This is a genomic window from Trichocoleus sp. Lan, from assembly GCF_039961855.1.
Taxonomy (GTDB): Bacteria; Cyanobacteriota; Cyanobacteriia; order Cyanobacteriales; family FACHB-T130; genus FACHB-T130.
On sequence record NZ_JAMPKA010000032.1, the window covers coordinates 33,218 to 58,054 of the forward strand.

Below are 24,837 nucleotides of genomic sequence, written 5' to 3' on the forward strand. Positions count from 1 at the left end.
GAGGGCTGTAAGGGTGAGTTTCCCGGTCGTTACTGAGTTGCGGGTGGCAAACGCGATCGCACAGACTGAGCAAAGTCCTCGCGTCCAATCTCCAATTGTGGTGGAACGCCGTTGGGATAGGTTTGAGAGATCAAAGCCTGTAGTTTTTGAATTCGGTTCTCAGGGTTGGGGTGGGTGCTGAAGAACTCCGGAGATGCACCGCCACTCCTCGCACTCGCCAGAATCTGCATCACTTCGACACTGGCTTTAGGGTTGTATCCAGCTTGCGCCATAAACTGAACGCCAAGGCGATCGCTTTCTAGTTCGTCCTCCCGTCCGTAGCGCAGATTGACAATCTGGTTCACTGCCTGGGCAATCACTTGTGCCTGCCGACCGCCACCTTGGTCATCACTCGCCGCGACTCCAACTGCTGTCACCAGTGCTGTACCGAGTTGCTGCTTTGCCAAGCGTTCCGCCCCGTGTCGTCCCACAACGTGCCCGACCTCGTGCCCCAACACAGACGCCAGTTGTGCTTCAGAAGAAAGACGACGCAGCAAACCCGCAGTAATAAAAATTTGTCCTCCCGGCAACGCGAAGGCATTAATCGTTTGAGGGTCGCGCAGCAGATGAAATTCAAAGGGATAGCCGGAAGTCTTCGCCTTTGACTCCTGCACTACCTCATTTCCTACTTTGTCAATATAGTTTTGTAGCGCCGGATCTGGGTACAGACCGCCAAATTTCGCCGCCATTTGCGATCGCGCTTGCAGTCCTAGGACGACTTCCTCCTTTGGCGAAAGTTGCACCCGCTGCTTTTCCCCAGTTACCGGGTTCTCGACTGTCGTAGTGCAGTAACTAACTAACCCAAATAGCATAAGTAACAGTGCAATTCCCAGCCGGATCAGCGCTCTCACTGCTTATTCCCCCGATTTATTCGTCCGGAGATTATCATACTGCTCGGCAATCTAACATCAGTCCGAAGGATGCTTTATTTAATTTTTTTGTAGGATAAAGGCAATTCTAGAGCTTGAACCTAAGCGTTTATCTTCTTTTACCCCAATGTTAAATATTATTAATTGGCTGGAAAGTTCGGTGCAATCATATAGAGGAATTAGCGCTGTAGGAACCTGAACGTGAAAAGAATACCGTTTGCCTATCTTTTGGGGTAAAGACACTTATATCGTGTGGCAGATAGGATTGCTCTATTTGAACTGTTAATCTGTAAATGTAAAGAAGAGACTATTAAGGAATCAGAACCATGAACATTATTGCTTGGATCGTTTTAGGTCTGATTGCTGGTGCAATTGCTAAAGCTATTTATCCGGGTCATCAAGGCGGTGGTATTCTAGGAACCATCGTACTAGGTATCATTGGAGCTTTCGTAGGCGGTAGTATCGGTACTTTCCTGCAAACGGGGACTCTACAATTAGCAGCTTCTAGCTTGAGCATTCCTGGAATCATTGTCGCTGTTTTAGGCGCAATTGTTGCAGTCTTCCTGTGGAACTTACTCACTCGCCGCGCCGCTTAAGTAGCGCTACATCTGCCACTTCGTTCGGCAGATTCACAATGCTCAATCTGCGATCGCAGCTCTTGGGCAAGTCTTGGGCAACTGATTAATTTTCAAGGAAGTGAAAATTGCGTTGTAATAGACGACAGGTAAGTAGTATACGCCTCGTCAGTAGGGGAGTATCATAGACTCCCCTACACTTTCAATGCAATGAGATCGAGGAACGCGATCGCTTGGAGCAAGATTGATATTTTTTGATTGAAGTATGATTCGGGAATTCTCAATCTTGCTATACATAGTTATTTTATGGCTTTGAAAATAGCTTTAAAATAATTGCCAGAGCCTTGCATCTACCATTCGTATAAAAGTTCAAGATAAAAATTGAAGTGTGAAACCGCAGGCTGCAACTATAGTCCTGCGAACCATTCATAACCTTTATCTTCCCAATAGCCTTTATAAGGTAACAAATCGCTAACTAGCGTAATGCTTGTCACCCATTTGCTTTGCTTGTATCCGAGTTTAATCGGGGAAGCTAGACGTAGAGGGGCACCATTCCCAACCGATAAAGGTTGACCATTTTTTTGATACGCCATGAGAGTTTGGGGATGCAACGCAGAAGCAATATCCCAACTTTCGTAATAACCATCCGCCGACTTAAAGTAAGCATAGCGGACATTCGCTTTTGGTTGCGCCAGAGATACAATTTCCCGCAGTTGGATTCCCCCCCACTGCACAATTGCCGCCCAACCTTCGACGCAGACATGGCGAATTGTCATTGAGGATAAAGGCATTTGCTGAAGATCCGCCATACTAAGACTCAAAGGATTATTAACCTCGCCATTTACATTTAGGCGAAACGCAACAGGATCTATTTGTGGCGTAAAGTCAAATGTATTAATAATTAAAGCATCTGGCTCAATCTGGCTAGCAGGAAATTCAGGTACAGGTTTTTGCGGATTTAGCAGTAACTCTTCAACACTTTGGTTGAGGGGTTCAAAAGCTTTACCTGCAATCCCCTCAAACACGCTGAACGCACAACCCCCCAGAAGTAAGCTAATACTAGAAAGTCCTGAGAATTGCAGAAATCTGCGACGGGGAACTTGAATCAAGTTCATAAAATATCTCTACTAAAATATTCAATAACTTAAATAGCAACCTCCTCCTTTAAGAGTTCCTGTAAGAAACCCAGTGAACTCATTTTAAAGAAGGAAACTAGATTGATAATGAGCTTTAGGATTGTTGTAATCCAACCTACAGCTCATTATAAAATACCGCTACCAGAACATAGAATCAATTAAACGAGAACCTCCTACTTTAAGAGCTAGCCAAGAGTGAACCATTGCAAAGAGTATGACAGTTGGCACACTCATAAAGTGAACAATTCGCAATGCTTGCCAATCGCCAAATAAATCAACAATCCAGTGAAATTGAGCTGGTTTATACATTCCCAGTCCGCTTAGCAAAGCGAGCAGTAAAATCGGAATAATCGCGGTGTAAGCAATTCGATGCCAAGCATAAGCAATGCGCTTGGGGTTGTGGCTCAATTGCAGTGCCTTCACATCCTTCTCACCTACAAATCGATGCTTCCAGCGCCGAGTTATCAAAATATAAATCCCGTACCAAACTAAATTTAGAGCAAATAGCCACATGGCAGCAAAATGCCAGTGTCTACCTCCAGCAAGCCAGCCGCCTAGCAAAAACAAGGGTGGAAAATGCCAACCACCGCGTCCGCCAAAAACCGGATTAGCATTGTAAATCTGTAGTCCGCTGGTAATCATTAAAAGCAAGCTAATAATGTTGATCCAGTGAAATGATTTTACCGCCAAAGCTTGTGTCGGTAGCAGTGGGGGGCGAGGTGTTTGGGAGGAAATAGACGAACTCATAGATTTATAAGTATAAATTTATCTTTTTTTGATTTCATCTTAAACACTATCTTCTCACATCAAAACTCAAAACTCTTCTTACCAATTTTCTATTCAAACCGTTTCTCCTTTTACTGGCACTAAATAACACCCAGTAATTTTCCATTTACCCTGAGATTGCTTTTTCATCAGATAAAGTGCCCTGATCAAATTCCCATCTCGATCGAGTAGAAGCACTTGCTGAGCTGGGAATCCTTCAATTGTGGTCAGGTTCTCAAACATCACGGAACGAGGACGATGAACTGGTTGATAAGCAGCCTTCACCATCCTTAAAAAGTTGTCTGGCGTCCCGAATTGAGCTTGAATTTCTGCGCTAGCAAAGGAGAAAGCTCCTTCAGCATCGTCTTTCTGAAATGCTTCCAGTTGGTTAGAAATCACAGAACGGATAATCAGGCGATCGCTATCAGTTACTTCCATTTGTTGAGCTTTAACAGGTAAGGTGAGCGGTAAAAAAGCCAGCAAGAATTTCAGGAAACAACGGACGCAACACATCTGAAAATTATTTTGACTTATCGGAGATTTTAATCTGGATTAGCAAGCCGGATTGGAATGAGCCAAGAACTCCGTTAGGGTCAATCAACCAGATTTAATCTGAGACAATCTATCTTGCATTTCTACATCCACCGACACCGAGCGAATTTTGCGCCCGATTGCTGGAGGCTGTCGCAGTTCGCACCGGAGATCCGCAACTAATTCGCACAAGTGTTGCGCTATGTCCCGATCCAATGGCGTCTCTGGTTGAAAGCTATGTTCAATCTGACGAGCTAGTTGAGAACCCCACGGAAAGCCAAACATCCCTAAAGAACCCGCTAGCTTGTGAGCTGCCCAAACTGCTCGGTGGCGCTGTTCCAACCCCAATTCGTCTCTCAATAAGGCAGTCGTTGCCTCCTCAACAACATCTATCCGAGAGATAATCTCTCCTTGCAAGCGCTCCCAAACTTTCATCACTGCTGCCTGCGTTTGAGCAAGCGTCGGCGGCTGGTGTAGGGCGGAGGATACCGCTTGTGTTGGAGGATGAGATTGAGCTGGCTTGAGGCGATATCCTAGCCCATAAACCGTCTCAATCAGATCGGTGGGAGCGCCCGCGGCTCTCAATTTTTGCCGCAACCCTTTAATGTGAGATCGGACGGTTTCTTCAGCGGGTGGTTGCTCAAACGACCACAGGTGTTCCAGAAGCTCGCTGCGGCTAAAAACTTGATTCGGACAGCGCACAAACAGTTCTAGTAGCGCATACTGTTTGGGGGTAAGATGCAAGTTTTTCCCTTCATAGCGTCCCTCTAAGGTAGGCGGGTCAAGACCTAGGCTGCCATTCTTCAGAATTGGCGGCTTTAATAAACAGCAATGACACAGGAGAGTGCGGACACGAGCCGCTACTTCTTCTAAATCAAAGGGTTTGAGGACATAATCATCCGCACCAGCATCCAGCGCAATGACTTTATCGCCATCAATTTCATGGGCAGCGTATAAAAGAATCGGCATCAACCGCCCTAAAGAACGTAGCCGCTGACAAAGACTGATGCCATCCAGTGTGGGGAGCATCACATCTAGCAAAATTAAGTCATAAGTACCAGCCCGTGCGAATTGCCAGCCTGCTTGCCCATCGGCTGCCCGGTCAATTATATAATTGCGATCGCTGAGGGTTTTGGTGAGAGCTTGTGCCAAACGCTCATCATCTTCCACTAGCAGAATGTTCACTTTGAGATTTCCCCTAATCCTGATTCGCTTCCCGTCAAGCACTGGCGACAGACGCCCGCAGGCATTTTCTACATATATCAATTAATTTGTCAATAGTGTTTTAAAAAATAAGCATTTCTATGAAGTTATTTAAACTAAGTTTGCCTGATATTAAAGATAAAAGCAAAAAAGCAAATAGGAATCATCACAATTTGCCTTCTGCTGGCAGCAGTAACCGTAGCAGTGAAGCATCTTTTGAAATTGGCAATTGCGGTGGGTTTTAGAAAGATTTTTAAGTACGACAATCACTAACGATGGCTGTCTCTGCAACAATAACATCTAGCAATTTTTCGTTGTGCTATTCGATTCATCTTGGGTTCGCAATTCAAGGCAAATTGCGATCGCTAATTTCCGCTAACTTCTAACTAAACAACCGCGCCACAGGACAAGTAAAACCGGGAAGCAAGGGTGAGGTGAGTTCATCGCTGGCAAACAATGTTGCTGTTAGTACCAATGTTGCCCCCTCTCGTCGATAAATCTGAATTTGCTGCAAACGCCAATCAACTATCCAGTATTCCCTGGCTCCCTGCGATGCGTAGAGTTTCAGTTTCACCTGTCTATCTCTGCGTTCATTCTCCTCGCCTGGAGATAGCACCTCAACTACCAACTCTGGCGCTGCGGTTAAATGCCCTGCATCATCTAACACAGCAGCTAATCGTTCCTTGCTTGCCCAAACTACGTCAGGAATCACGTTATCAACATCCGTAAAAATGATGCCAGCACCACTTGCAGATTCTCCTAAACCAGTCTGCCGCGACCAAAGATTCAACTCTGTACAAACATTGCTACATACTCTTTGATGGCCCCAGTGTGGTGCGCGTGTCACAAATAATTCTCCATCCACAATCTCATAGCGATTCCCGTTATCTGGCAACAACTCCAGATCGGCAACTGTCCAACGGACTCGATCCGTAGTGGTCTGACTCATCAGGCACTCCTTGAGCGTGTTACTCCATTTTATTAGTGCAAGGACTGAGAACTAAATTGTAGTCCTCAGTCCCCAAAGAGAGTGCGCTACGCTAACACTCCTTAGTTCTATTTTCAGATGCAGGCTTTAGCCGCGCAGATGGGCGGCGTTTTCCACCAGCTGCTGTTGCAGGTTGGCGGGTACCGGCTTGTTGGAGGCGAACTCCATTGAGAAGTTAGCTTGACCGGAAGAAAGCGATCGCAACTGTGCGGAATAACCAAACATCTCCACGAACGGTACTTCAGCACGGATAACGGCGTAATTTTCCATCGTCTCAGAAACCAGCAGGACGCCGCGACGAGACGAGAGATCGCCCTGGACTCTCCCCACAAACTCGTTCGGTGTCTCCACTTCCACGAGCATAATCGGTTCGAGGATGACAGGTATTGCTTTGGCAAAGGCTTGCTTGAGGGCAAGACTCGCCGCAGTTCGGAACGCCATTTCCGAAGAGTCAATTGCGTGGTAAGAACCCGCTTCTACTATCGCTTTGACACCAACAATCGGATAACCGATGAGATGTCCGCTAGCGATCGCTTCGCGGAAACCTTTCTCGCAAGCGGGAATGAATTCTTTGGGAATTGCACCACCAACCACCCGATTCTCGAACGCAAACGGTTGTTCGCAAGGTTCAATCCGACCGATAACATGAGCATATTGACCGGGGCCACCGCCTTGCTTCTTGAGCCTGTAGTCGAAGGTTGCCGACTGGGTAACGGTTTCGCGGTAAGCTACGGCGGGCGCACCGACGTTAACTTCGGCGTTGTATTCCCGCTTCATGCGTTCGATGTAGATTTCTAGATGCAGTTCGCCCATCCCCGAAATCAGGGTTTCCTTGGACTCCGGATCGATGCTGACGCGGAAGGTAGGATCTTCCCGTGTAAAGCGATTGAGCGCTTTCGACATTTGAGCGGCATCTTCCCGTTTCTTGGGTGCGATCGCTAGCGTCATTACGGGTTCTGGCACAAATATTCCCTCCAAAGAGAGGTTCGTTCCTTCCGAGCAGAACGTATCGCCAGAAGCGCAGTCTACACCCAGCAGAGCTACAATGTCTCCTGCGGCGGCACTTTCTACCTCCTCGCGTTTGTTCGCGTGCATGCGTACAATTTGGCTCACTAGCACCCGTTGGTTGGTGCGAGTGTTGTAGATGCGTTGTCCCTGGCGCAGCGTCCCGGAATAGAGGCGGGTATAAGTCAGTTGTCCATACTCATCTTTGGCAATTTTGAAAGCCAAGGCAACCAGTGCGACTTCCGTGTCTGGATAGACATGAATCGGCTCATTGGTCGGAATCGCGATCGCTTTCACCACTTCTCTATCGACAGGTGACGGCAAGTAAAGAGCAACAGCATCTAAGAGGTTTTGAACCCCCTTATTTTTGAAAGCAGAACCCATCAGAACTGGAGTTAATTGCAAGCTTAAAGTTGCCCGACGCAGGGTTTCCCAAATCATTTCTTTGGGAATTTCCTCGCTCTCAAGTAGCATCTCCATCATCGGTTCGGAGAACATAGAGAGTTGATCGAGCATCTTTTCTCGTGCTTCTTTTGCCTCATCCCGTAAGTGTTCGGGAATCGACTCAATAACGCGAATTTCGCCTTTTTCTCCAGCAAAATAGTTTGCCGTCATTTCAACCAAATCAATGACGCCTTCAAACTTATCCTCGCTGCCGATAGGATACTGAAGCAGTACCGGGTTCAAACCGAGTTTTTCTCGCAGCGATCGCACGACTCGGAATGGATTTGCACCTGTCCGATCCATCTTATTAATGAAGGCAATACGCGGCACTCGGTATCGCTTCATCTGCCTATCTACGGTGATAGATTGCGATTGCACACCAGCAACCGCGCAAAGCACCATAATCGCACCATCAAGAACCCGCAATGCACGTTCAACTTCAATCGTGAAATCTACGTGTCCCGGAGTATCAATCAGGTTAATCTGCGTATCATTCCATACACAAGTTGTCGCGGCTGAAGTGATGGTAATGCCTTTTTGTTGCTCTAACTCCATGTAGTCCAACGTCGCGCGATCGCTACCTCCCCGAACTTCGCCAATCTTGTAAATTTTGCCCGTGTAGTACAGAATCCGCTCGCTGAGGGTTGTTTTACCAGAGTCGATGTGAGCAGAAATTCCAATATTACGGATGCGCGTTCGGGGAATCATAGGACAAATACTCTGCCTTATTAGAGCCATGAAAAGACGTTTGCCACTTGTGCGGCAATATTTATACTACATATATACTACAGAAATGTCAAGGTATGGAAAGGTAGAGCGATCGCTTCTTTTGTTCCAAATATAAGTGAGTCAGCGCGATCGCGTAGTATTGGCTAAGCAAAGGGTGTAGATGCCGAAAAACAGGAATTATCTGGATAAGCTCTCCAGAGCGATCGCATTCTCCCCCTTTGCAAACTCGCTCAAAGTATAAAAAAGCTGACCTGTAATTTTGGTCAGCTCATAAGATTAGATTTAGCGCCAAATCTTAAGTCCAGTAGAGAATGCGACCTTGGGGAAAGCGCTTAGTAATCTCACCTTCAAAAAAGCGCCGTAGGGTCTTCATCGTGTCAGTGTCATAAACATACTTGGTGCCGCCAAACTTGTTACGCTTAACAGTGCGTGTTTCTTCATCCATGTCCAGCTTTGATTGGGGATACCAAGTTTGCAAAACCTCTTTTGAGCCAGGTGTGAAGCGATGGGAAATCAACTCGAAAGTCAGGTCACAATCGAAATCGAGTGCTTCGCTAATCGAGTCAAGCAAACGAGTGTAGTGTGTCTCCCAATCCTCGATAGACATAATTGGCGCAATCACTAAACCCACTGGATACCCACCACCACCAGAAGATCGAGGTAAAGCTAACCGCCGCAAAGCTTGAAGCCGGGAAGCTACCGACGCTGTACCGCCTTCAAAGCGACGAGACACTGGATCGGCATTCACACTGATTCGACAACGGGTGTGACCATTGTGGGGTAAATCGAGTAATTCATCCACCGCATCGAACTTGGAAACCCAACGCAGATATCCGTTCGTCCTCGTCCCAAAATAGCGGATACATTCTGCAAGGCTGCCGGTTAAATGCTCAATACCCAGAGGGTCGGTGTAGCAGCTAACCTCAAAACTTGTGGCGTCGCTTCCTTCGTAAGCTGCCAGATTCTCTAATATCTGGGGCAAGTTCGCAAAGACGCGAATCACGGGTGGCCCTGATAAACTACCAGCTAAATAACAGTATTGACAGTGTGCTGGACAGCCTTCCGCGATGTGAAATTGCCAGTCAGCCGATGGAGGGATGGGGCTGAGTTTAAAGGAACTAGGCGGTGCGGTGACGACGGCGAGGGTACGCTTGGCGATGTTGTAGGTATCGCGATCGCTCTCGCCACGCAAACCAGTCAGACGGTTTCGCGCCAATTCTTCGATGGGTAAATTCAGCGACTGGACGCGAGAAAGTATCTGCTGACCGTAAGGTTCTTCTAAAGCAGCGGGTGTGAATAAAACTCGCTCCGGCATCCACAAACGGGTGGATGGCGCTTCTGGAGATGAAATGTTGTTTGCGATCGCGTACATACTGTCAGGTTCTCCGGATTGATCAATTTGGAGCTGAAGTAAGGGGCGATTGCGATCGCCCCTTACCGATGACCTTAATTCTCTAAAACTTGGCGGATACGCCGTTCCAACAGTTCCAGATCCAGACCGCCTTCATCCCGACTAATCCGACGCACCGTTGAGTTAACGTTGCCCAAATCTACCAATAAATCTTGGAGAATTTCTTGCTGTTGACGGGATTGGGTGACTTCACGCGGTTCTTGTACCAGGTCACGAACGATGGTATCTTCAGCCCGCGAGGCAACGATGGGGTCAGCTTCTCCCTGTAGATGAACGAAGGTTCGCCGCCCCGGTCCCCGCTCTTCCTCGATGGGGATAATTGCTGTCACCTGGTCGGATCGCACGTATTTTCCGAATCCTAGATGGACTAAAACCGATGATTGTAGTTTCATTTAGAAGAATGTTTATTTTGTCCCTTACTTCTATTTTAAACGCCTAACAAAAGACCTGAGACCTAGAACTGGAGCGGGTTTTACTCCCTTAAGAGTAGTAGTATCCGGTGGCGATCGCGCGACTTTTTGACACGGCTATCATGGACGACCAAATATCTGTTTACGAAAAAGAGTTATCTGCACCTTGACAAATTAAGATTTTTATGAAATTTTGAGATTACGGTAAGGATGTTGCCTTCAACTTCTTTGCATCCAGACTGCGGCTGCTGAACCGAAGTCTCCTAAACTCTTCACAAAATTGGGGTCACAGTGTGACCCGTAAAGGAACTTATTCATGCAGCCAAAAAATCTGAATAGACTCCTCCGGGCTTTGACCCGTGAGGGACTTGACGTAAGTTACGAAAATAGAACTTACTCTGTTCGCCTAAATAATTCTCTCGACGCACCAGCAGCAGAAGTTCTGCTTCCCGAAGATTTCCCCGTAGAAGCTAAGGCGCTTAAGCAACTAGCAAATCTAGCCAATGTGCGTCATCCTAGCGGGGGTCATGTTTGCAAGTGCTGTGCTACGCCTGACTTTCATCCTGGTGATGCTGGGGTTGCTATTGGCTCAATTTTGGAAACTAAAGGGATGCTAATCCCTGCTGCTGTCGGTTCGGATATCAACTGCGGGATGCGATCGCACGTTGTAGACTTGTCGCTTGAGGAATTTTTGGCAAAGCGCGATCGCTTCGTGGAATTGATGAAAGGCGATTATTTCTTCGGAACTCGCGATGTCACCATGACAGCCAAAACTGCTCGTGCCTTGTTCCAGTACGGGATTCCCGGCTGGTTGGATGCAATGCTAGATTCCCCTATGGGTAGTATTGTCAAGTCTGACTTAGACCAATTGGCGGCGGAATGCGATCGCGTCTACTTAGGCGGTTCCATGAACGGCGATGTCAAGTTTGCACCAGAGGAACTAATTCCAGAAGACGGGTTAGTGCGGGATGGTGGACTAGCTACCATCGGCGGCGGGAACCATTTTGTCGAAATTCAGGTGGTGGAACGGGTAGAAGACAAAGCAACAGCTTACGCCTGGGGAGTCCGAGAAGGACAACTGGCGTTTATGATTCACTCAGGTTCGCGCAACGTGGGGAAGTATATTGGGGGAATGTGGCGCGATCGCGCTAAATCTGTATGGGCTAAAGGTGCAAAATACCCTGAATCTGGTCTTTTTCCCCTCTCAGTTGCAGCAAATCCGGAACTTGTCACCCGTTACCTGCAAGCTGAGGCGACTGCTGCTAATTACGCCTTTATTAATCGGTTGCTGTTGGCGGAACTGTTGCGCCTGCGCCTGCGGGAAGTTTACGGTAATGTCGAGGCTCCCCTCGTCTACGACTTGCCACATAATATTACCCTCAAAGAAGGTGCTGGATGGGTGACTCGCAAAGGTGCTTGTCCCGCCCATCCCGGACAACCTGTGATTATTCCCGGTTCGATGGGTGCTGCATCTTACTTGCTGATTGGCAAAGGAAATCCAAAATTTTTAAGTTCTGCTTCTCATGGTGCGGGAAGGATGCGGTCGCGTTTCGATCTCACCCGCCAAGGTGCAGACCAAACTGAAGCAACTTTGGGCTTAACGGGAGTAGACTGCATCACTTTGCGCGAAGAACGCAGAATCGAAGAAGCACCCGCAGCGTATAAGCCAATTGTGCCTGTAATTGATGCCCAAGTTGAGGAAAAAATGGTTAGCGTAGTGGCAAAGATGAAACCTGTATTGACTTTTAAAGCGTAGGAAAGAATACTGTGGCATTGGAGCGATCGCGGTGTTGGATAACTGCTATACAGTAAGGCGATCGCTCATTTTACCCACTGCTTGCGATCGCTAAGATTCCAACATCTAACACACCAGATAGTTTCTATTTTCCTCTGTTTAGAAGGATGAAGAAGGAACCGCAGAACATAAGGAAGTTGGCATTGCGGGCGATCGCTACAGAAAGATTCGATTTTCTATGGGATATTATCTGCATAATCCTCTCGGAAATTAGAGAGTGCAAGATGATTAAAACTTTGTGGCAACCTCCCCGCCTGCGGACGCCTGAAGAGAACGAAAAAGAACGCCGCGCGACTTGGTTAGAACTCTTTTATGACTTGGTATTTGTGGCAGCGATCGCGGAAGTGGCGCATAATCTCAACGAACACGTCTCGCTGCTGGGTTTTTTGGGTTATATGCTGCTGTTTGTGCCGATTTGGTGGTCTTGGGTTGGGGCGACTTTTTACGCAAGTCGGTTCGATACTGACGACTTAGGACACCGACTGCTGACATTACTGCAAATGATTGCGATCGCAGTGCTGGCAGTAAACGTGCATTACGGCTTAGGAAAAACTTCCGACGGCTTTGCCCTTTCCTACGTAACTGTTCGATGTATTTTAATTTTCCAGTATCTAAGTGCTGGATACTTTGTGGTGGCAGCGCGGAAGTTGACAACTTGGTACGTGATAGGCTTTAGCATCGCCGCCGCCATCTGGCTAATCTCAATTTTTGTCCCAATTCCTTGGCGTTTTTGGCTTTGGGGATTGGGATTTTTGATTGACTTTGGCACACCTCTCACCGCCAGACAGTTGGCTGCCAAGGTGCCGCCGAGCTTTTCACACATCCCAGAACGTTTAGGCTTATTTACGATTATCGTGTTGGGTGAGGCGGTGATTGGCGTAGTCAAAGGCGTTTCTCAGCTGCAATGGGGTATTGCATCTGCCACTGTGGCTGTGCTAGGGATGATAGTTGCTTTTAGCCTGTGGTGGATCTACTTTGACAGCGTGGATGGCTCACCCCTGCGGAGGATGGGAACTGGCAACCTGAACTTTGGTTTAATCTGGCTCTATTCCCATTTACCCCTCGCCATTGGCATTGCTGCTGCTGGTGTAGGTGTGGAACATATTGTCGTGTCCAGCAAAACGGCAGGAGCGTTACCCAGTAACGAACGATGGCTGATCTGCGGCGCTGTGACGATGTGTTTGATAGCCTTGGCGGTGATTCACCTGATTACCTGTACTTTAGGGACAAAGCGACATCGTAAGATTTTAGCCGCCTATCGTTTGGGTTCTGCGGCTTTTATTCTAGTGATTGCGATCGCGGGTGCGGCTTTGTCACCGATTACAGTCGTTAGTTTGGTAGCTTTAGCTTGTGCTGTGCAAGTGGTGCTGGGTTTCCTGACACCCCCTCACGTTCAGCCTGAGGCAAAGTGCTGATCGATACGATAAAGGTATTCAGCCAGCCTCAGGCTTGGGAAAGCGATCGCCCACTTTCCTCAAAATTGCGTGCGATCGCGAGAATTCCAACCTCTAACGCACTCGATAGTTTCTAGCTTCCTCCCTCTAAAGGGATGAAGCAGGAACCGCAGAAGAGGATGAGGCTGGCGCTACGGGCAAACAGCTTAACAATTTATCTTCGATTGCTGAAGGCAGGAACCGCAGAAGAGGATGAGGCTGGCGCTGCGGGCGATCGCTGCCCAATCGATGCCTGGAATATAGGATAATTCCCATATTTTCCTAAAGGTAAGAATTCCATCGTAAACTGCTGGTTTTTTAAAGGCAGCTTTACCTCTTCAGGCTTTTTCTCAGAGATTTGGCAGGAACGAGTGTAATAGCAGACATAAATAAACTTCTCTTTTTTCTGCTCAAGTAACGCCTCGCCCAAAGTTTGTAAATCCTGAGGTTCTTTCGTCAGGAAAAATACTTTTTCAAGTAGGGGTGCTTGGAGAACTTGAGCAACATATTGGTTGGACATCGCGACTACTGTTTCTGGTTGCGATCGCAAGAACTGAATAGCTGGGGAAATGCCTTGATAATTTTTACTGAGATAAGCTGTGCCGGAGTAGGTGTTTTTATAAACCCCAATGATAAAAAGCACCAAGAAAATAACCGTACCTATCTTTTTAATACTTCCTTTCGCCAACCTCCGGACAAATTCAAACTCTTTGATTGCGACTAAGCAAATTAGCGGTACCAAAACCAGCAAAAACCGAGGTCCCCATTGCTTGCCTCCTGCACCAGCCGGAACCATTACCGCAACCGCCACAGTAAATAAGAAACAGGTTGCATAGATAACCGTCATTCCCAAGCTTAGTTTTAGCTTTTGTCGGCTAAATAAACTCACTCCTAAATATAAAATTGCAAATAAGGTTAGGGGAAAATACTCAAACAAGCCAGAACTCATTTGATTAAAATTTGCTACCGCCACTAATAATCTATCGCTTAGGGAGAATTTCTCTACTATCTGAACGGAATGCATTCCTAGAGGATGCTTATAAATCAATGTATTCAGCACAAAGAAGATGGCAATCGTTAAAAATGTGCTGACAACAAAGAGTTCCTTTCTTCTCGCTAAAAACTGAGCTTTTTTTAATTTTAAAAAAGATGCAGCATAAACCAGGACAGCCAAAAACGCGACAATGCCTAGAATTTCTTCTCTAAACCAAACAGATAAGCCAATAAATACCCCACTTAATACAGCATCCTTTTTAGACAACCCTTCTGTCCCCGGTATTAATAAAGTTGCCATTCCGTGAAAGCAAAGCGCTACAGCGAGGCTATGTTCCCAATACATCGCGCTATAGATAGATAAAGGGGAAGCAAAAATTAGGATTGCAAGCGCGATCGCTGTGCTAAAAGCGTTTAATTTCAACCGTCTGCAAGCAAAATAAAAACTTACCCATACAGCCCAAGTTGCAATCAAGGGAACGACGTATAATCCTCTATAGCCGAAAAGCGCTTGGAAAGGTGCGGTAACAAGGGGAAAAGTAAACGGAAAGGTGATGAAGTAGTGCCCAAATCTGTTATAGACAAACGGTTCTTGAAACGGGTATAATCCACTTTGCCAAAGATTCCGAACCCAGTCTTCTACAGGTAAGTTCAGGTCAAAGCGAAACTGCCCGCGGCTAAATTGTTTCGCTAACAAAGCTTTAAGCCCAGCATCTCCACTAAAAAAGACATCATTTGGGAGTTGCGATTGCAAAAACAGTGAAAATAAAACGCCCGCTAGAATAATGAGTAAGGGGAATCTATATTGGTTTATTTTAGCCTTACTATCAGAATCGCTAGGATTAGATGTAACATCTCTCCACGTTTTTGACATATAATTTCTCATTTTTTTATCCCCTCAATTTACAAGCATTAATATTAAATACAAGATTCACAACCGGCTCTCGTTTGGGTAAAGATTCCTTCCATAATTTTTACCAACTATCCCTTTACTTGGGTATTGTAAAAATTGGCTACTTACGTAAAGTCGGGCAATCCTCAAAATAGGTTCGCTATATTTTACGCAATTAGACTGAAATTCTACGACAAAGAATAGGCTATCTTTACTAAATCTTCAAATAATAGCTATTTTTCACCTGAATTTGTAAAGATTAGGTGAAGTGAGGTCTAAACTATACAGAAATGAAATAAAGGCTGAGCCAGCCACTATGGTCGCAACTAATAAAACTAAGTAAAATCTGTAAATTTAGAAACAGTTTTCATCGATAGTCTTCCTAACAAACCGATAATTTAACTAAACTGCCCTCCGGATGCATAGAGAGATAAATTTTGATTCAATGCTTGTACGCAATTCGCTGACACAATAGCTAACTCTTTCTCCAGCCGATTTGCTACCGCGATCATGGGTGTCCGATTATAAAGAATTTCTATTTCATACCATTAAATTGCTCGGTATTTCCCTAAAATTGCTCATTCTAGAAAACAACCTAGAGGCTTGGTGAAAAATTAGGCACAATTTTGAGTTTAGAGCGAATTTCGCTAACCGATAAACCCGTGAAACTGACTGCTGGCGCTACTAGCGAACTCCCAGAAAAAACATTTACTGCCAAAATTGAGAAGAGTGACCTATTTTACCGGGAAGTGCTGTGACGACTAAAACTGTTGATGCCATTCTTGAGGGTGCCCTGGCAGGTGGCGATTTGTCACAAGAAGAGGGAGTTGTACTATTAAAGCAAACCGATCCAGATGTCCAGTCAGCGATTCGGGAAACATCTGACAAGCTGCGACTCAGGCAAGCGGGTGAGACTGTCACCTACGTAATCAATCGCAATATTAACTTCACCAATATCTGCGAACAGCACTGTAGTTTCTGCGCCTTTCGCCGGGATGAAGACGAAGAAGGCGCATTTTGGTTAGAGAGTCCCCAAATTTTGGAAAAAGCGGCTGATGGAGTCCGGCGGGGGGCAACTGAGATTTGTATGCAGGGGGGACTCCATCTTGGGGCAAAAATTAATGGTGCTTCTTTGCCTTATTACCTGCAACTGGTGAAGACAATCAAAGAGGAATTTCCCCAACTGCACCTGCACGCCTTCTCCCCCCAGGAAGTGCAATTTATTGCCAGGGAAGATGGTCTTAGCTACGAGTCGGTGATTGCGGCGCTGCGAGATGCCGGTGTTGGCTCAATGCCGGGAACTGCGGCGGAAGTTTTGAACGATGAAGTGCGGCGCGTCCTTTGTCCGGAAAAGCTGGATACTGCAACTTGGCTAGAAATTGTGGGAACAGCACACAAGTTGGGAATGCCAACCACTAGCACCATGCTTTCCGGTCATATTGAGACCCCAGAACAGCAGATGCAGCATTTAGACAAGTTGCGATCGCTCCAACAAACTGCTGTTACCCAAGGACATCCTGCCCAGATTAGCGAATTTATCCTGTTACCTTTTGTTGGACAAGAAGCTCCTAAACCCCTACGTCGTCGTGTGGGACGAGATCAACCGATTTTGCAAGACGCCTTGTTGTTGACTGCTGTGGCGCGAATTTTTTTAGGAAATTGGATTCCCAACCATCAACCCAGCTGGGTTAAACTCGGTCTCGCGGGTGCGGTGGAAGCCCTGAGATGGGGCTGCAATGACATTGGCGGCACCTTAATGGAGGAGCATATTACGACAATGGCTGGGGCAGTGGGTGGCACCTGCATGGAAGTGGAAACTTTGCAGGAAGCGATTCGTTCATTAGGGCGTCCTTACCAACAACGGGATACACTCTACAGAGTGCTAAAGAGGGACACGGTTGCTGTTCTCTCCTGAGCGGGCAGTTAATATTTGGCTCGACTCAGATCCGGGCGTCAGCGTTGCACAGCATTGGCATCCGAATCAGTCGGTTGTTGCTCAAGATGGCTCGCCCGAATGCGAAAGCTCCTACGACTCTTGACTTGGTTTATGCCTCAGAAAAATCAACGTTCCCTTCTGACTGTGGCAGCTGCCGTGTTGCTGATTGCTGGCGGCGCAGTAACTTACTGGCTGCTGATGCAGCGGAATCTATTTCAGGCTGATGTCCCGGTGGGTGCCGAAATGGTTCCCCAGGATACCTTGCTCGCCGTGTCAGTCTCGACTGATGAAAAGCAATGGCAGCAACTGCGGCAATATGGCACTCCCGCTAGCCAATCCGCATTTGGCAAACAACTCGCCGAACTGGAAAAAAATCTCCTCACTGCTAACGGCTACAACTACCAGCAAGATATCAAGCCTTGGGTGGGTAAAGAAGTCACGATCGCTTTTTTGTCACAGCAGTTACCCCAGAATCCCAATGCTGTCCCGGTTGGTCAACAATCGGTGGTGATGGTATTGCCGATTGAAAATCCTCTGCAAGCAAAGCAAGCGCTAGAAAAATATAGAAACCCGACCTCTAGCAAGTTTGTTGAACGCATTTACAAAGGCATCAAGATTCGAGAAACCCAAGGCAGTCCCGCCCAGAAATTCTCAACGACGCTGCTAGAGCGTTCCTTAATTGTTAGCACCGATCCGAAAGGGACGGAGCGTGTCATTGACGCTTACAAAGGCGGTGCCTCCCTAGCGGATACTCCAGGTTACGCAGAGGCGTTGGGGAAGATTAAAGCGGGTGCGCCGTTTGCCAAAGTGTATTTTAATGTGCCTGTGGCAACAGCAATGGCAGCCACCTATTCAGCGCGATCGCTTTCTCCCCAAAATCTTGCCTCGGTTCAACAAAGGCAGGGAGTCGGCGCGACGGTGACACTGGAACCGGAGGGACTTCTATTTAAAGGAGTGTCTTGGCTGAAGCCGAATAGCGAGACAAAGTATGTGGTGGAAAACAACGCCAAAAGTATGCCTCGACGTCTCCCCGGCAATACTCTGATCGTGACCTCTGGTGGCAATTTGCAGCAGTTGTGGCAAGATTACGTTCAAGGTGCCCAAGCGAATCCGCTGATCCGGGTTAGCCCAGAACAGATGAAAGCCGAGATTCGGTCTAAATTGGGTCAAGATTTAGAGCAAGATTTGCTGCCTTGGATGAAAGGCGAGTTTTCTCTAGCTTTAATTCCCACACCTCCAGGAACTCCCTCGATTTTAGGTGCTGGGGTGGCGTTCCTGGTGCAAACAAGCGATCGCCCTAGAGCTGAAAAATCCCTCAAGCAGCTGGATGAGGTGATGGCACAGCAATATAAGTTTCAGGTACAAGAAACGACGCTCAACGGTCAACCAATCGTCAATTGGACGTCGCAACTCGGTGGCTTAGCCGCCACTCACGGCTGGTTAGATGGTAATGTTGCTTTCCTGACATTAGGGGCACCCGTTGCTAGTACCCTCGTCCCCAAACCCCAAGCGACTTTGGCGGACAGCGAGTTATTCAAACAAGCGATTCCTCAGCAGCTCAATGACAAGAACGGTCTGTTTTTCATTGATGTTGACCGTACCATTAACGCTGGGAATCTGTCGCTCTCGCAAGTCGATCCAAATCAAAAAATCTTTACAAACGCGATACGCTCCATTGGCGTCACGGGTGGCATCAGTAGCGATCGCAGTAGCCGCTTTGATATCTTCGTCAACATGAAGAAAGTTGGAGATCTCAGTCCTTCGCCAAAAGCCAGTCTCTCTCCCAGTCCTAGCCCTTCTCCTTAAAGTTTCGGTTTTCAACCCCAAGGTACGCTAAGGTTCGCGCTAAGGTACGCAAAGCTCAATAATTCCTTTGCGTACCTTGGCAATTGCCTTAGCAGGATGACAGCGTTAAAAAAAATAACAATTAGTTGGCTAAACCTGGGTGATTCTACCAAGCCTCAGAGCGACCAGAACCGATAGGATCAAAGTGGCGCTTGTGTGAGCGACTTAGATAACAATTGCTGGAAAGAATACAAGATGAACCTGGTTGCACTCCAGAATGGGTTAGATAATATCTCCTTCGCCGTCCTGTTTGCGACGATGTTGATGTACTGGATAGGAGCAGCTTTCAATGGCATCCCCTATCTGTGGGCTTTATCGACGGCAGGGATGGCGATCGCAAACCTCTGCATTGCCGCCCTACTGGGCGCACGATGGCTGGACGCAGGCTACTTCCCTTTGAGCAATCTCTATGAATCCCTCTTCTTCCTAGCTTGGGGGATTACCACGATCCATCTGATTGCTGAAAACATGAGCAAAAGCCGCTTAGTAGGCGTCGCCACGTCACCCATTGCAATGGGTATCGCCGCTTTTGCCGCCTTGACATTGCCATCTACGATGCAGTCGTCAGAGCCTTTAGTGCCGGCACTAAAATCCAATTGGCTGATGATGCACGTCAGCGTCATGATGCTCAGTTATGCCGCGCTGATGGTGGGATCGCTGCTTGCGATCGCTTTCTTAGTGGTAAGTGGCGGTCAGAATGTCGAACTCCGAGGCAGTTCTGTCGGAAGCGGCGGATTTCGCAGTAAAAATGACCCGGCACGCCCCTACCGTCTGCAACGCGCCAGCGATTTCGTGCCCCAGCCACAAGGAGCAACCAGCGAGTCATCTTCTGCTGTGGAGCGTATTTTTGAAAGCAATGGCAGCACGAAAACAGCCGTTCTCGATTTAGTGACCTCCCAGCCTTCTCAAGCAGGGGTATCTGAATTACCAACCCTTTCGCCCCAGCGCCTAAGCCTTGCCGAAACCTTAGATAACATCAGCTACCGCATCATCGGTTTGGGATTTCCTCTCCTGACGATTGGAATTATTGCCGGTGCTGTCTGGGCAAATGAAGCTTGGGGTTCTTACTGGAGTTGGGACCCAAAAGAGACTTGGGCACTGATTACCTGGTTGGTATTTGCCGCCTATCTCCATGCCCGCATCACCAAAGGCTGGCAAGGAAGACGACCGGCAATTTTGGCGGCGACAGGCTTTGTTGTCGTCTGGATTTGCTATCTTGGGGTCAATTTACTAGGAAAAGGACTCCACAGCTACGGTTGGTTCTTTTGATCTTTTAGTCAATTTGCGAACGGCTTTTAACAATTCGCTATTCGCCATTCGCAATGGCTGATGACCAATGACCAATAAGGAATAACTCTTTAAACTATCAATTCAACCGGGGGAGATGGTTGTGGATAATCAGTTCGACTCGCTAGCCAAAGGTGAAGTTCTCTCTGTCGATGAGTCGTCCCAAATCTTAATTGGGCACCGCACATTCAGAGTCGGGGAATTCGCAGATGCAATCAGAACGCAATTGGAATATGGTTTAGGCGGCTGGACAGAAGAAAAGGATGGCTGGTTTAGCGACCAAGGCATTCCTTGCGAAGTGCTGAAATTCGGCTCCAACGGCTGGCAAAAGGGGAAAGTCAGATTTAGCTTGGAATTTTGCCCGGAAGATCCGCAGACGCAGCAGTCATCAACCATTGAAGACAGTGAGCCACAAAGGGCACCGATCCCAGCCACCTTGGATGAGGAAGTGTTAGTTGGAGCCGAAGCACCGTTAATCTATGAGGAAGAGTTAATTCTCATAGAAGTGCCAGAATCCGCTTTGGAAGAACTGGAAATGGCACCAGAAGCAGCCTTTGGTGCGGACGATCTGGATCTCACTGGAGAATCAGCCTTTGGTGCGGATGATTTGGAAATGGCACCAGAATCAGCCTTTGGTACGGATGATTTGGAAATGGCACCAGAAGCAACCTTTGGTGCGGATGATTTGGAAATAGCACCAGAATCAGCCTTCGCCGTGGACGAACTGGATCTCACTGGAGAATCAGCCTTTGGTGCGGACGAATTGGATCTCACCGGAGAATCAGCTTTTGGTGCGGATGGACTGGATCTCACCGGAGAATCAGCCTTTGGTGCGGACGAACTGGATCTCACCGGAGAATCAGGTTTCGGTGCAAACGATCTGGAATTTCCAGAATTGTCTGAAAAGGAAGAGAACCCATCAGACTCGCTACTCGATGATGTCTGGCAAGACATGAATGAAGCTAGCTGGCGTAACAATCAGTAGGGAAGCCGAAATTGGGCGAGTAATCATCGCTCATCACAAGCTAACTGATATCAGACTCACGAAGAAGGGGCGCTGTTATATGACAGCGCCTCTTTTTCTGTAGTTGATTTAATGAAGGCGCACGCCGCTTTACCTGACAGTTTTAGAACGACTTGGAAAGCGATCGGGGATCTTTATTACCAACAAAATTGAAAATTCAGACCGATAATAGTAAGTCTTCTCCAACTCAAACCTCAAAATCCAATCTCTCCCCCACTGTTAAGCGAGTCCCATTCGCAAAGTCCCAACCCGACTGAGGACGTTTTCCAGCCATCTGTATCTCTCGCAACAGCAACAGTCCATCGCCAGTTTGAACAATTGGGCCAAATCCTTTGGCAATGCTCACCACCTCGCCTGGATGTGCCGAACTAGAGGACAAGGAAGACCCATCCGATAGCGCCTTTAATTCTGGGGCGATTTGCCAGTAAGCCTCTCCTAAAGGGGCAGTGGCGCTGATTTTGAGCGGATTTCCTCGAAATGTCGTCACACAATCCGGGAAAAATCCCCTGACTTGGTTATGTAATGCGATCGCGCTTTTCGACCAATCAAGACAATAATCCGGTTTTTTAATCAGCGGCGCATAAGTCGCCTGCGATTCATCTTGGGGGATTGGTTCAATTTCCTGGCGTTCCAGCTTCAGGAGGGTTTCTACTAATAAATCTGCCCCAATCTCGGAAAGCTTTTGCGCCAAATCTTGAGCATTATCCAACAGTCCAATCGGCGTATTAGCTTTTAGCAGCACTGCCCCCGTATCCATCCCCGCATCCATTAGCATCGTTGCGATCCCCGTTTCTGTCTCGCCATGATAGAGGCACCACTGGATGGGAGCAGCACCCCGATACTTGGGCAAGATCGAGCCGTGTACGTTGATGCAACCCAATTTGGGCATATCTAGAATTTGTTGGGACAAAATTTGTCCGTATGCCACCACAACAAAAACATCTGCATTTGTCTGTTTTAGCTGAGCGAGCGTTTCCTCGTCTTTTTTAATCCGCTGCGGTTGCCAAACAGGTAGCTGATGCGTCAAGGCGACTGATTTTACTGGAGAAGGCATCATTTGGTTGCCCCGTCCCCGACGTTTATCCGGCTGCGTAACAACGCCTAAAACTTCAAATTCTGGATTAGCGAGTAACCGTTCTAAAGTAGGGACGGCAAATTGTGGGGTGCCAAAAAATATGACTTTCATTTCCTTAGGGAACGGTAATTGGTAATTGGTCTTGATTGAAAAGCAATTTTTCCCTTAACCATTAGCAAAAAAGTAAAAACTAAGGGTTAATAATCGCAATTTCGATGCGGCGGTTTCGTTGTCGGTTGGTATCGCTATTATTTTCTACTAAGGGAAAAGTTTCGCCGTAACCAACAACAATCATGCGATATTTTTTCTCCAAAGCAGTGAATAAATACTGCTCGGCAGCTTGGGCGCGTCGAAACGATAGCGCTTGATTGTCTGTAGATTCACCAACGTCATCGGTGTGAGCAGCAATTTGAATTGTGGCACCTGGATAGTTCCGTAAATCGGCGATGACATTGTCTAAAATTACGGGTGCCTGTGGTAGCAGAACACTATCGCTGTCTTTAAATAATAAGTCGCTAGGTAGGGTGACTTTCAAAGCATCCGATGGTACAGAAACCCTAGAAGCGTTAGTGACTTGATTGGAATTGGGAACGCGATCGCCTTGAAGTTGCTGGGAGATTTCTTGTAGACGTGCGGCGAGGGGTTCGCTGGAACTCTGGCGACCGACTTGGGTTTCCAGTTTAGTCGTGCGATCGCGCAGTGCTTGCAATTGCGTCTGTAACTGTTGCAGCTCTGCTTCCAGTTGCTGTCTTTGTTCCGCACTCAGTTCTACTGGCGGACTGGCGCTGGTGACAGCAGGGGACGGCTTAAAAGTAGAGGAGGCGGTGGATGTCTCTAGTTTGGCGCGGCGCAGCACTTTCACAACTAGGGGCACCTCTGGCGTCAGGTCGGGAAAGACTCCCGCGAGGACGAGACCGAACAGCCACGCCAAGCCACCTCCCACCCCCAGCAACAGCACTCGCCAGAGTAAAACCAGTAAAAACCTCCCAATGCCTGTAGATTGGCGAGGAGAAGTGTTATCGGCAAATGGTGCTTCTTGTTTTGTCACCCGTTTTCCTATTTTTATCCAGACAACAGATTAACACTCGATAATTGCGATTAAGCTTTTTTCGTTGTCCGAGGCAATAAAAATGGGCGATCGCATTATTAACTTGCGCGAAGAGACATTTGGGAATACTTTTGGGATATAACCCTGGAGTGCCGTTGTGATGTTATTAGGTAGCCCTCAGTCACTGTCTAGGCAAGTATGTAGAAATCAGTCAACCTGCCCCCAAGAAAATTTCTTGCCTTAGATTAATTTTTAATCGCTTTTCGACCGTCTTGTGGAAAAATATCATAACAAGAGCGATAAGGTGTTTCACCCATCAAGCCGGATTCATTGAGATATGATAAATTTTTTTACATCTTTTGTTTTTTTTGACAGGTTTTGTGGATATACATATAGATATAGGGACGCTGCACCGTTCCTTGGGCGTTGCTCCTCACACAAGAAACGCCGTTTAGCAACCCCACCCCCAATCAATGTTCATTCGCCTCTTCCGCTCAGGATGGTGCTCTAATCAACCATACCTTCCGCTTATTGCGGCTGCGCTGCTGATGGCTCCTAGCTCATTTGCCTTAGCTGGCACGGCTGCGTCTACAATCGCAGGTCCCTCTACCATGCAATATCCGCAAGCCCGAAAGGAATTATCTGAAGCTGCTCCCGACATGACTCAAGCAGTAGTGCAAATCGACCCCCTCGATAGCCCTCATCCCGTCCCGTGGAATTGGGTAATGACTACTCATGCAGAAGTTACCGCCAACGGCGGCACTGGGGTACGTTACTATCGCAGTCCCTCTTTAGTGTCTCCTGATGGTCAGTATGCTGCTTACAGCCGGATTCAGTTGCAGGTGCAACCGGAGTTGTACCAATGCCGCATTTCCAGCGTCATGTTTGTAGAAAATTTGAGGACAGGGGATTTACGAACGATCTCGGCGTCTTCTCCTTTGGCTGACAATCCCTTTGTCAGTAACGAAGAAGCGGATATGCCGGGGATCATCGCCATCTTGATCCCCATTTCGTGGTCAGCGAAAGGCGATCGCGTCTTAGCACGGCAATTTGAAGGTTTATTTAGTACGTCCGATGCTTCTGACTATGCCGTTGTTTGGGATCGTCAGCAGAATCGTACTACGACTCTCTCTCCTGACCGCGATGATTACACCAACGCGGTGTTGTTAGGCTGGAGTCAAACTAATCCCGACCAAGTTCTGTTTCGAGCAGGCGAATTGGGCGAGGAAGAATGGCCTCTATGGGCGGTTGATTTGAAGGGTCAAACCGTAGCCGCAATTGAGGATCAACCCCTCATTTTTGGTCAGACGATTACCCATTCTTGGGCAGGGCCACAGGCTCATTTCTAAAGGAACAAAATCAAGGATGAAGGATGAAAAAGATTGAAGGTGACAAAAAAAGTTT

22 protein-coding genes are annotated in these 24,837 nt (G+C 47.4%); 10 read left to right on the top strand and 12 right to left on the bottom strand.

The annotated features are described in order from the left end of the window. Positions 1 to 29 precede the first annotated feature (29 nt). Entirely contained in the window at positions 30 to 851 is an 822-nt protein-coding gene (locus tag NDA03_RS23085) for a M48 family metallopeptidase (protein ID WP_348239279.1), read from the bottom strand. Between the two features lie 383 nt (positions 852 to 1,234). Between NDA03_RS23085 and NDA03_RS23090 the strand changes: the two genes are divergently transcribed. Further along, on the top strand, positions 1,235 to 1,504 hold the full coding sequence (locus NDA03_RS23090; protein WP_190410490.1) for a GlsB/YeaQ/YmgE family stress response membrane protein: 270 nt from the start codon (positions 1,235 to 1,237) through the stop codon (positions 1,502 to 1,504). A gap of 386 nt (positions 1,505 to 1,890) precedes the next feature. On the opposite strand, the gene NDA03_RS23095 is transcribed toward NDA03_RS23090, so the two are convergent. From NDA03_RS23095 to NDA03_RS23130, 8 genes are all read right to left on the bottom strand, one after another. Next, positions 1,891 to 2,598 carry a molybdopterin-dependent oxidoreductase gene (locus NDA03_RS23095; RefSeq protein ID WP_348239266.1) on the bottom strand — a complete coding sequence of 236 codons (708 nt, stop codon included), beginning with the start codon at positions 2,596 to 2,598 and terminating at the stop codon, positions 1,891 to 1,893. A gap of 159 nt (positions 2,599 to 2,757) precedes the next feature. Next, positions 2,758 to 3,366 carry a cytochrome b/b6 domain-containing protein gene (locus NDA03_RS23100; protein WP_190525235.1) on the bottom strand — a complete coding sequence of 203 codons (609 nt, stop codon included), beginning with the start codon at positions 3,364 to 3,366 and terminating at the stop codon, positions 2,758 to 2,760. 93 nt (positions 3,367 to 3,459) lie between these two features. Beyond that, positions 3,460 to 3,822, bottom strand: a complete 363-nt coding sequence (locus tag NDA03_RS23105; RefSeq protein ID WP_348239267.1) for a DUF4864 domain-containing protein — start codon at positions 3,820 to 3,822, stop codon at positions 3,460 to 3,462. Between the two features lie 159 nt (positions 3,823 to 3,981). Continuing rightward, positions 3,982 to 5,100, bottom strand: coding sequence for a response regulator (locus tag NDA03_RS23110; RefSeq protein WP_190525237.1), 1,119 nt, complete (start codon positions 5,098 to 5,100; stop codon positions 3,982 to 3,984). Between the two features lie 400 nt (positions 5,101 to 5,500). After that, on the bottom strand, positions 5,501 to 6,067 hold the full coding sequence (locus NDA03_RS23115; protein ID WP_348239268.1) for a Uma2 family endonuclease: 567 nt from the start codon (positions 6,065 to 6,067) through the stop codon (positions 5,501 to 5,503). A gap of 126 nt (positions 6,068 to 6,193) precedes the next feature. Then, positions 6,194 to 8,263 (bottom strand): elongation factor G, encoded by a 2,070-nt coding sequence (gene fusA, locus NDA03_RS23120; protein ID WP_348239269.1) that lies wholly within the window; start codon positions 8,261 to 8,263, stop codon positions 6,194 to 6,196. Between the two features lie 316 nt (positions 8,264 to 8,579). Further along, positions 8,580 to 9,656: a spore photoproduct lyase family protein gene (locus NDA03_RS23125; protein WP_348239270.1), complete on the bottom strand. Its 1,077-nt coding sequence runs from the start codon at positions 9,654 to 9,656 to the stop codon at positions 8,580 to 8,582. 74 nt (positions 9,657 to 9,730) lie between these two features. Beyond that, the gene (locus NDA03_RS23130; protein WP_190535123.1) at positions 9,731 to 10,087 is read right to left on the bottom strand and encodes a hypothetical protein; all 357 of its coding nucleotides are present in this window, start codon (positions 10,085 to 10,087) and stop codon (positions 9,731 to 9,733) included. Positions 10,088 to 10,421: 334 nt separating this feature from the next. Here NDA03_RS23130 and NDA03_RS23135 point away from each other — a divergent pair, with 334 nt between their 5' ends. Then, entirely contained in the window at positions 10,422 to 11,861 is a 1,440-nt protein-coding gene (locus NDA03_RS23135) for an RtcB family protein (protein WP_190425371.1), read from the top strand. A 263-nt stretch (positions 11,862 to 12,124) separates the two neighbouring features. Continuing rightward, the gene (locus tag NDA03_RS23140) at positions 12,125 to 13,315 is read left to right on the top strand and encodes a low temperature requirement protein A (RefSeq protein ID WP_348239280.1); all 1,191 of its coding nucleotides are present in this window, start codon (positions 12,125 to 12,127) and stop codon (positions 13,313 to 13,315) included. Positions 13,316 to 13,508: 193 nt separating this feature from the next. Here NDA03_RS23140 and NDA03_RS23145 read toward each other — a convergent pair whose 3' ends face one another. Further along, the gene (locus NDA03_RS23145) at positions 13,509 to 15,080 is read right to left on the bottom strand and encodes a dolichol-phosphate mannosyltransferase (protein ID WP_348239271.1); all 1,572 of its coding nucleotides are present in this window, start codon (positions 15,078 to 15,080) and stop codon (positions 13,509 to 13,511) included. 764 nt (positions 15,081 to 15,844) lie between these two features. Between NDA03_RS23145 and NDA03_RS23150 the strand changes: the two genes are divergently transcribed. The 6 genes from NDA03_RS23150 (at position 15,845) to NDA03_RS23175 (ending at position 21,271) form a co-directional block, all read left to right on the top strand. Further along, positions 15,845 to 15,976: a hypothetical protein gene (locus NDA03_RS23150; protein WP_348239272.1), complete on the top strand. Its 132-nt coding sequence runs from the start codon at positions 15,845 to 15,847 to the stop codon at positions 15,974 to 15,976. Beyond that, positions 15,973 to 17,133 carry a 7,8-didemethyl-8-hydroxy-5-deazariboflavin synthase subunit CofH gene (gene cofH, locus NDA03_RS23155; RefSeq protein WP_348239273.1) on the top strand — a complete coding sequence of 387 codons (1,161 nt, stop codon included), beginning with the start codon at positions 15,973 to 15,975 and terminating at the stop codon, positions 17,131 to 17,133. Before NDA03_RS23150 ends, cofH begins: the two co-directional genes overlap by 4 nt. Beyond that, positions 17,117 to 17,257, top strand: a complete 141-nt coding sequence (locus NDA03_RS23160) for a hypothetical protein (RefSeq protein ID WP_190410479.1) — start codon at positions 17,117 to 17,119, stop codon at positions 17,255 to 17,257. Before cofH ends, NDA03_RS23160 begins: the two co-directional genes overlap by 17 nt. 8 nt (positions 17,258 to 17,265) lie before the next feature. Beyond that, the gene (locus NDA03_RS23165) at positions 17,266 to 18,960 is read left to right on the top strand and encodes a DUF3352 domain-containing protein (RefSeq protein WP_348239274.1); all 1,695 of its coding nucleotides are present in this window, start codon (positions 17,266 to 17,268) and stop codon (positions 18,958 to 18,960) included. Between the two features lie 234 nt (positions 18,961 to 19,194). Continuing rightward, positions 19,195 to 20,268: a c-type cytochrome biogenesis protein CcsB gene (ccsB, locus tag NDA03_RS23170; RefSeq protein WP_348239275.1), complete on the top strand. Its 1,074-nt coding sequence runs from the start codon at positions 19,195 to 19,197 to the stop codon at positions 20,266 to 20,268. 121 nt (positions 20,269 to 20,389) lie between these two features. Then, the gene (locus NDA03_RS23175) at positions 20,390 to 21,271 is read left to right on the top strand and encodes a KGK domain-containing protein (RefSeq protein ID WP_348239276.1); all 882 of its coding nucleotides are present in this window, start codon (positions 20,390 to 20,392) and stop codon (positions 21,269 to 21,271) included. Between the two features lie 226 nt (positions 21,272 to 21,497). On the opposite strand, the gene fmt is transcribed toward NDA03_RS23175, so the two are convergent. Then, positions 21,498 to 22,496, bottom strand: coding sequence for a methionyl-tRNA formyltransferase (gene fmt / locus NDA03_RS23180; RefSeq protein ID WP_348239277.1), 999 nt, complete (start codon positions 22,494 to 22,496; stop codon positions 21,498 to 21,500). A gap of 79 nt (positions 22,497 to 22,575) precedes the next feature. Further along, complete coding sequence (locus NDA03_RS23185) at positions 22,576 to 23,433, bottom strand: OmpA family protein (RefSeq protein WP_190410474.1); 858 nt, start codon at positions 23,431 to 23,433, stop codon at positions 22,576 to 22,578. Between the two features lie 659 nt (positions 23,434 to 24,092). Here NDA03_RS23185 and NDA03_RS23190 point away from each other — a divergent pair. Beyond that, complete coding sequence (locus tag NDA03_RS23190; protein WP_190410893.1) at positions 24,093 to 24,782, top strand: hypothetical protein; 690 nt, start codon at positions 24,093 to 24,095, stop codon at positions 24,780 to 24,782. Positions 24,783 to 24,837 lie beyond the last annotated feature (55 nt).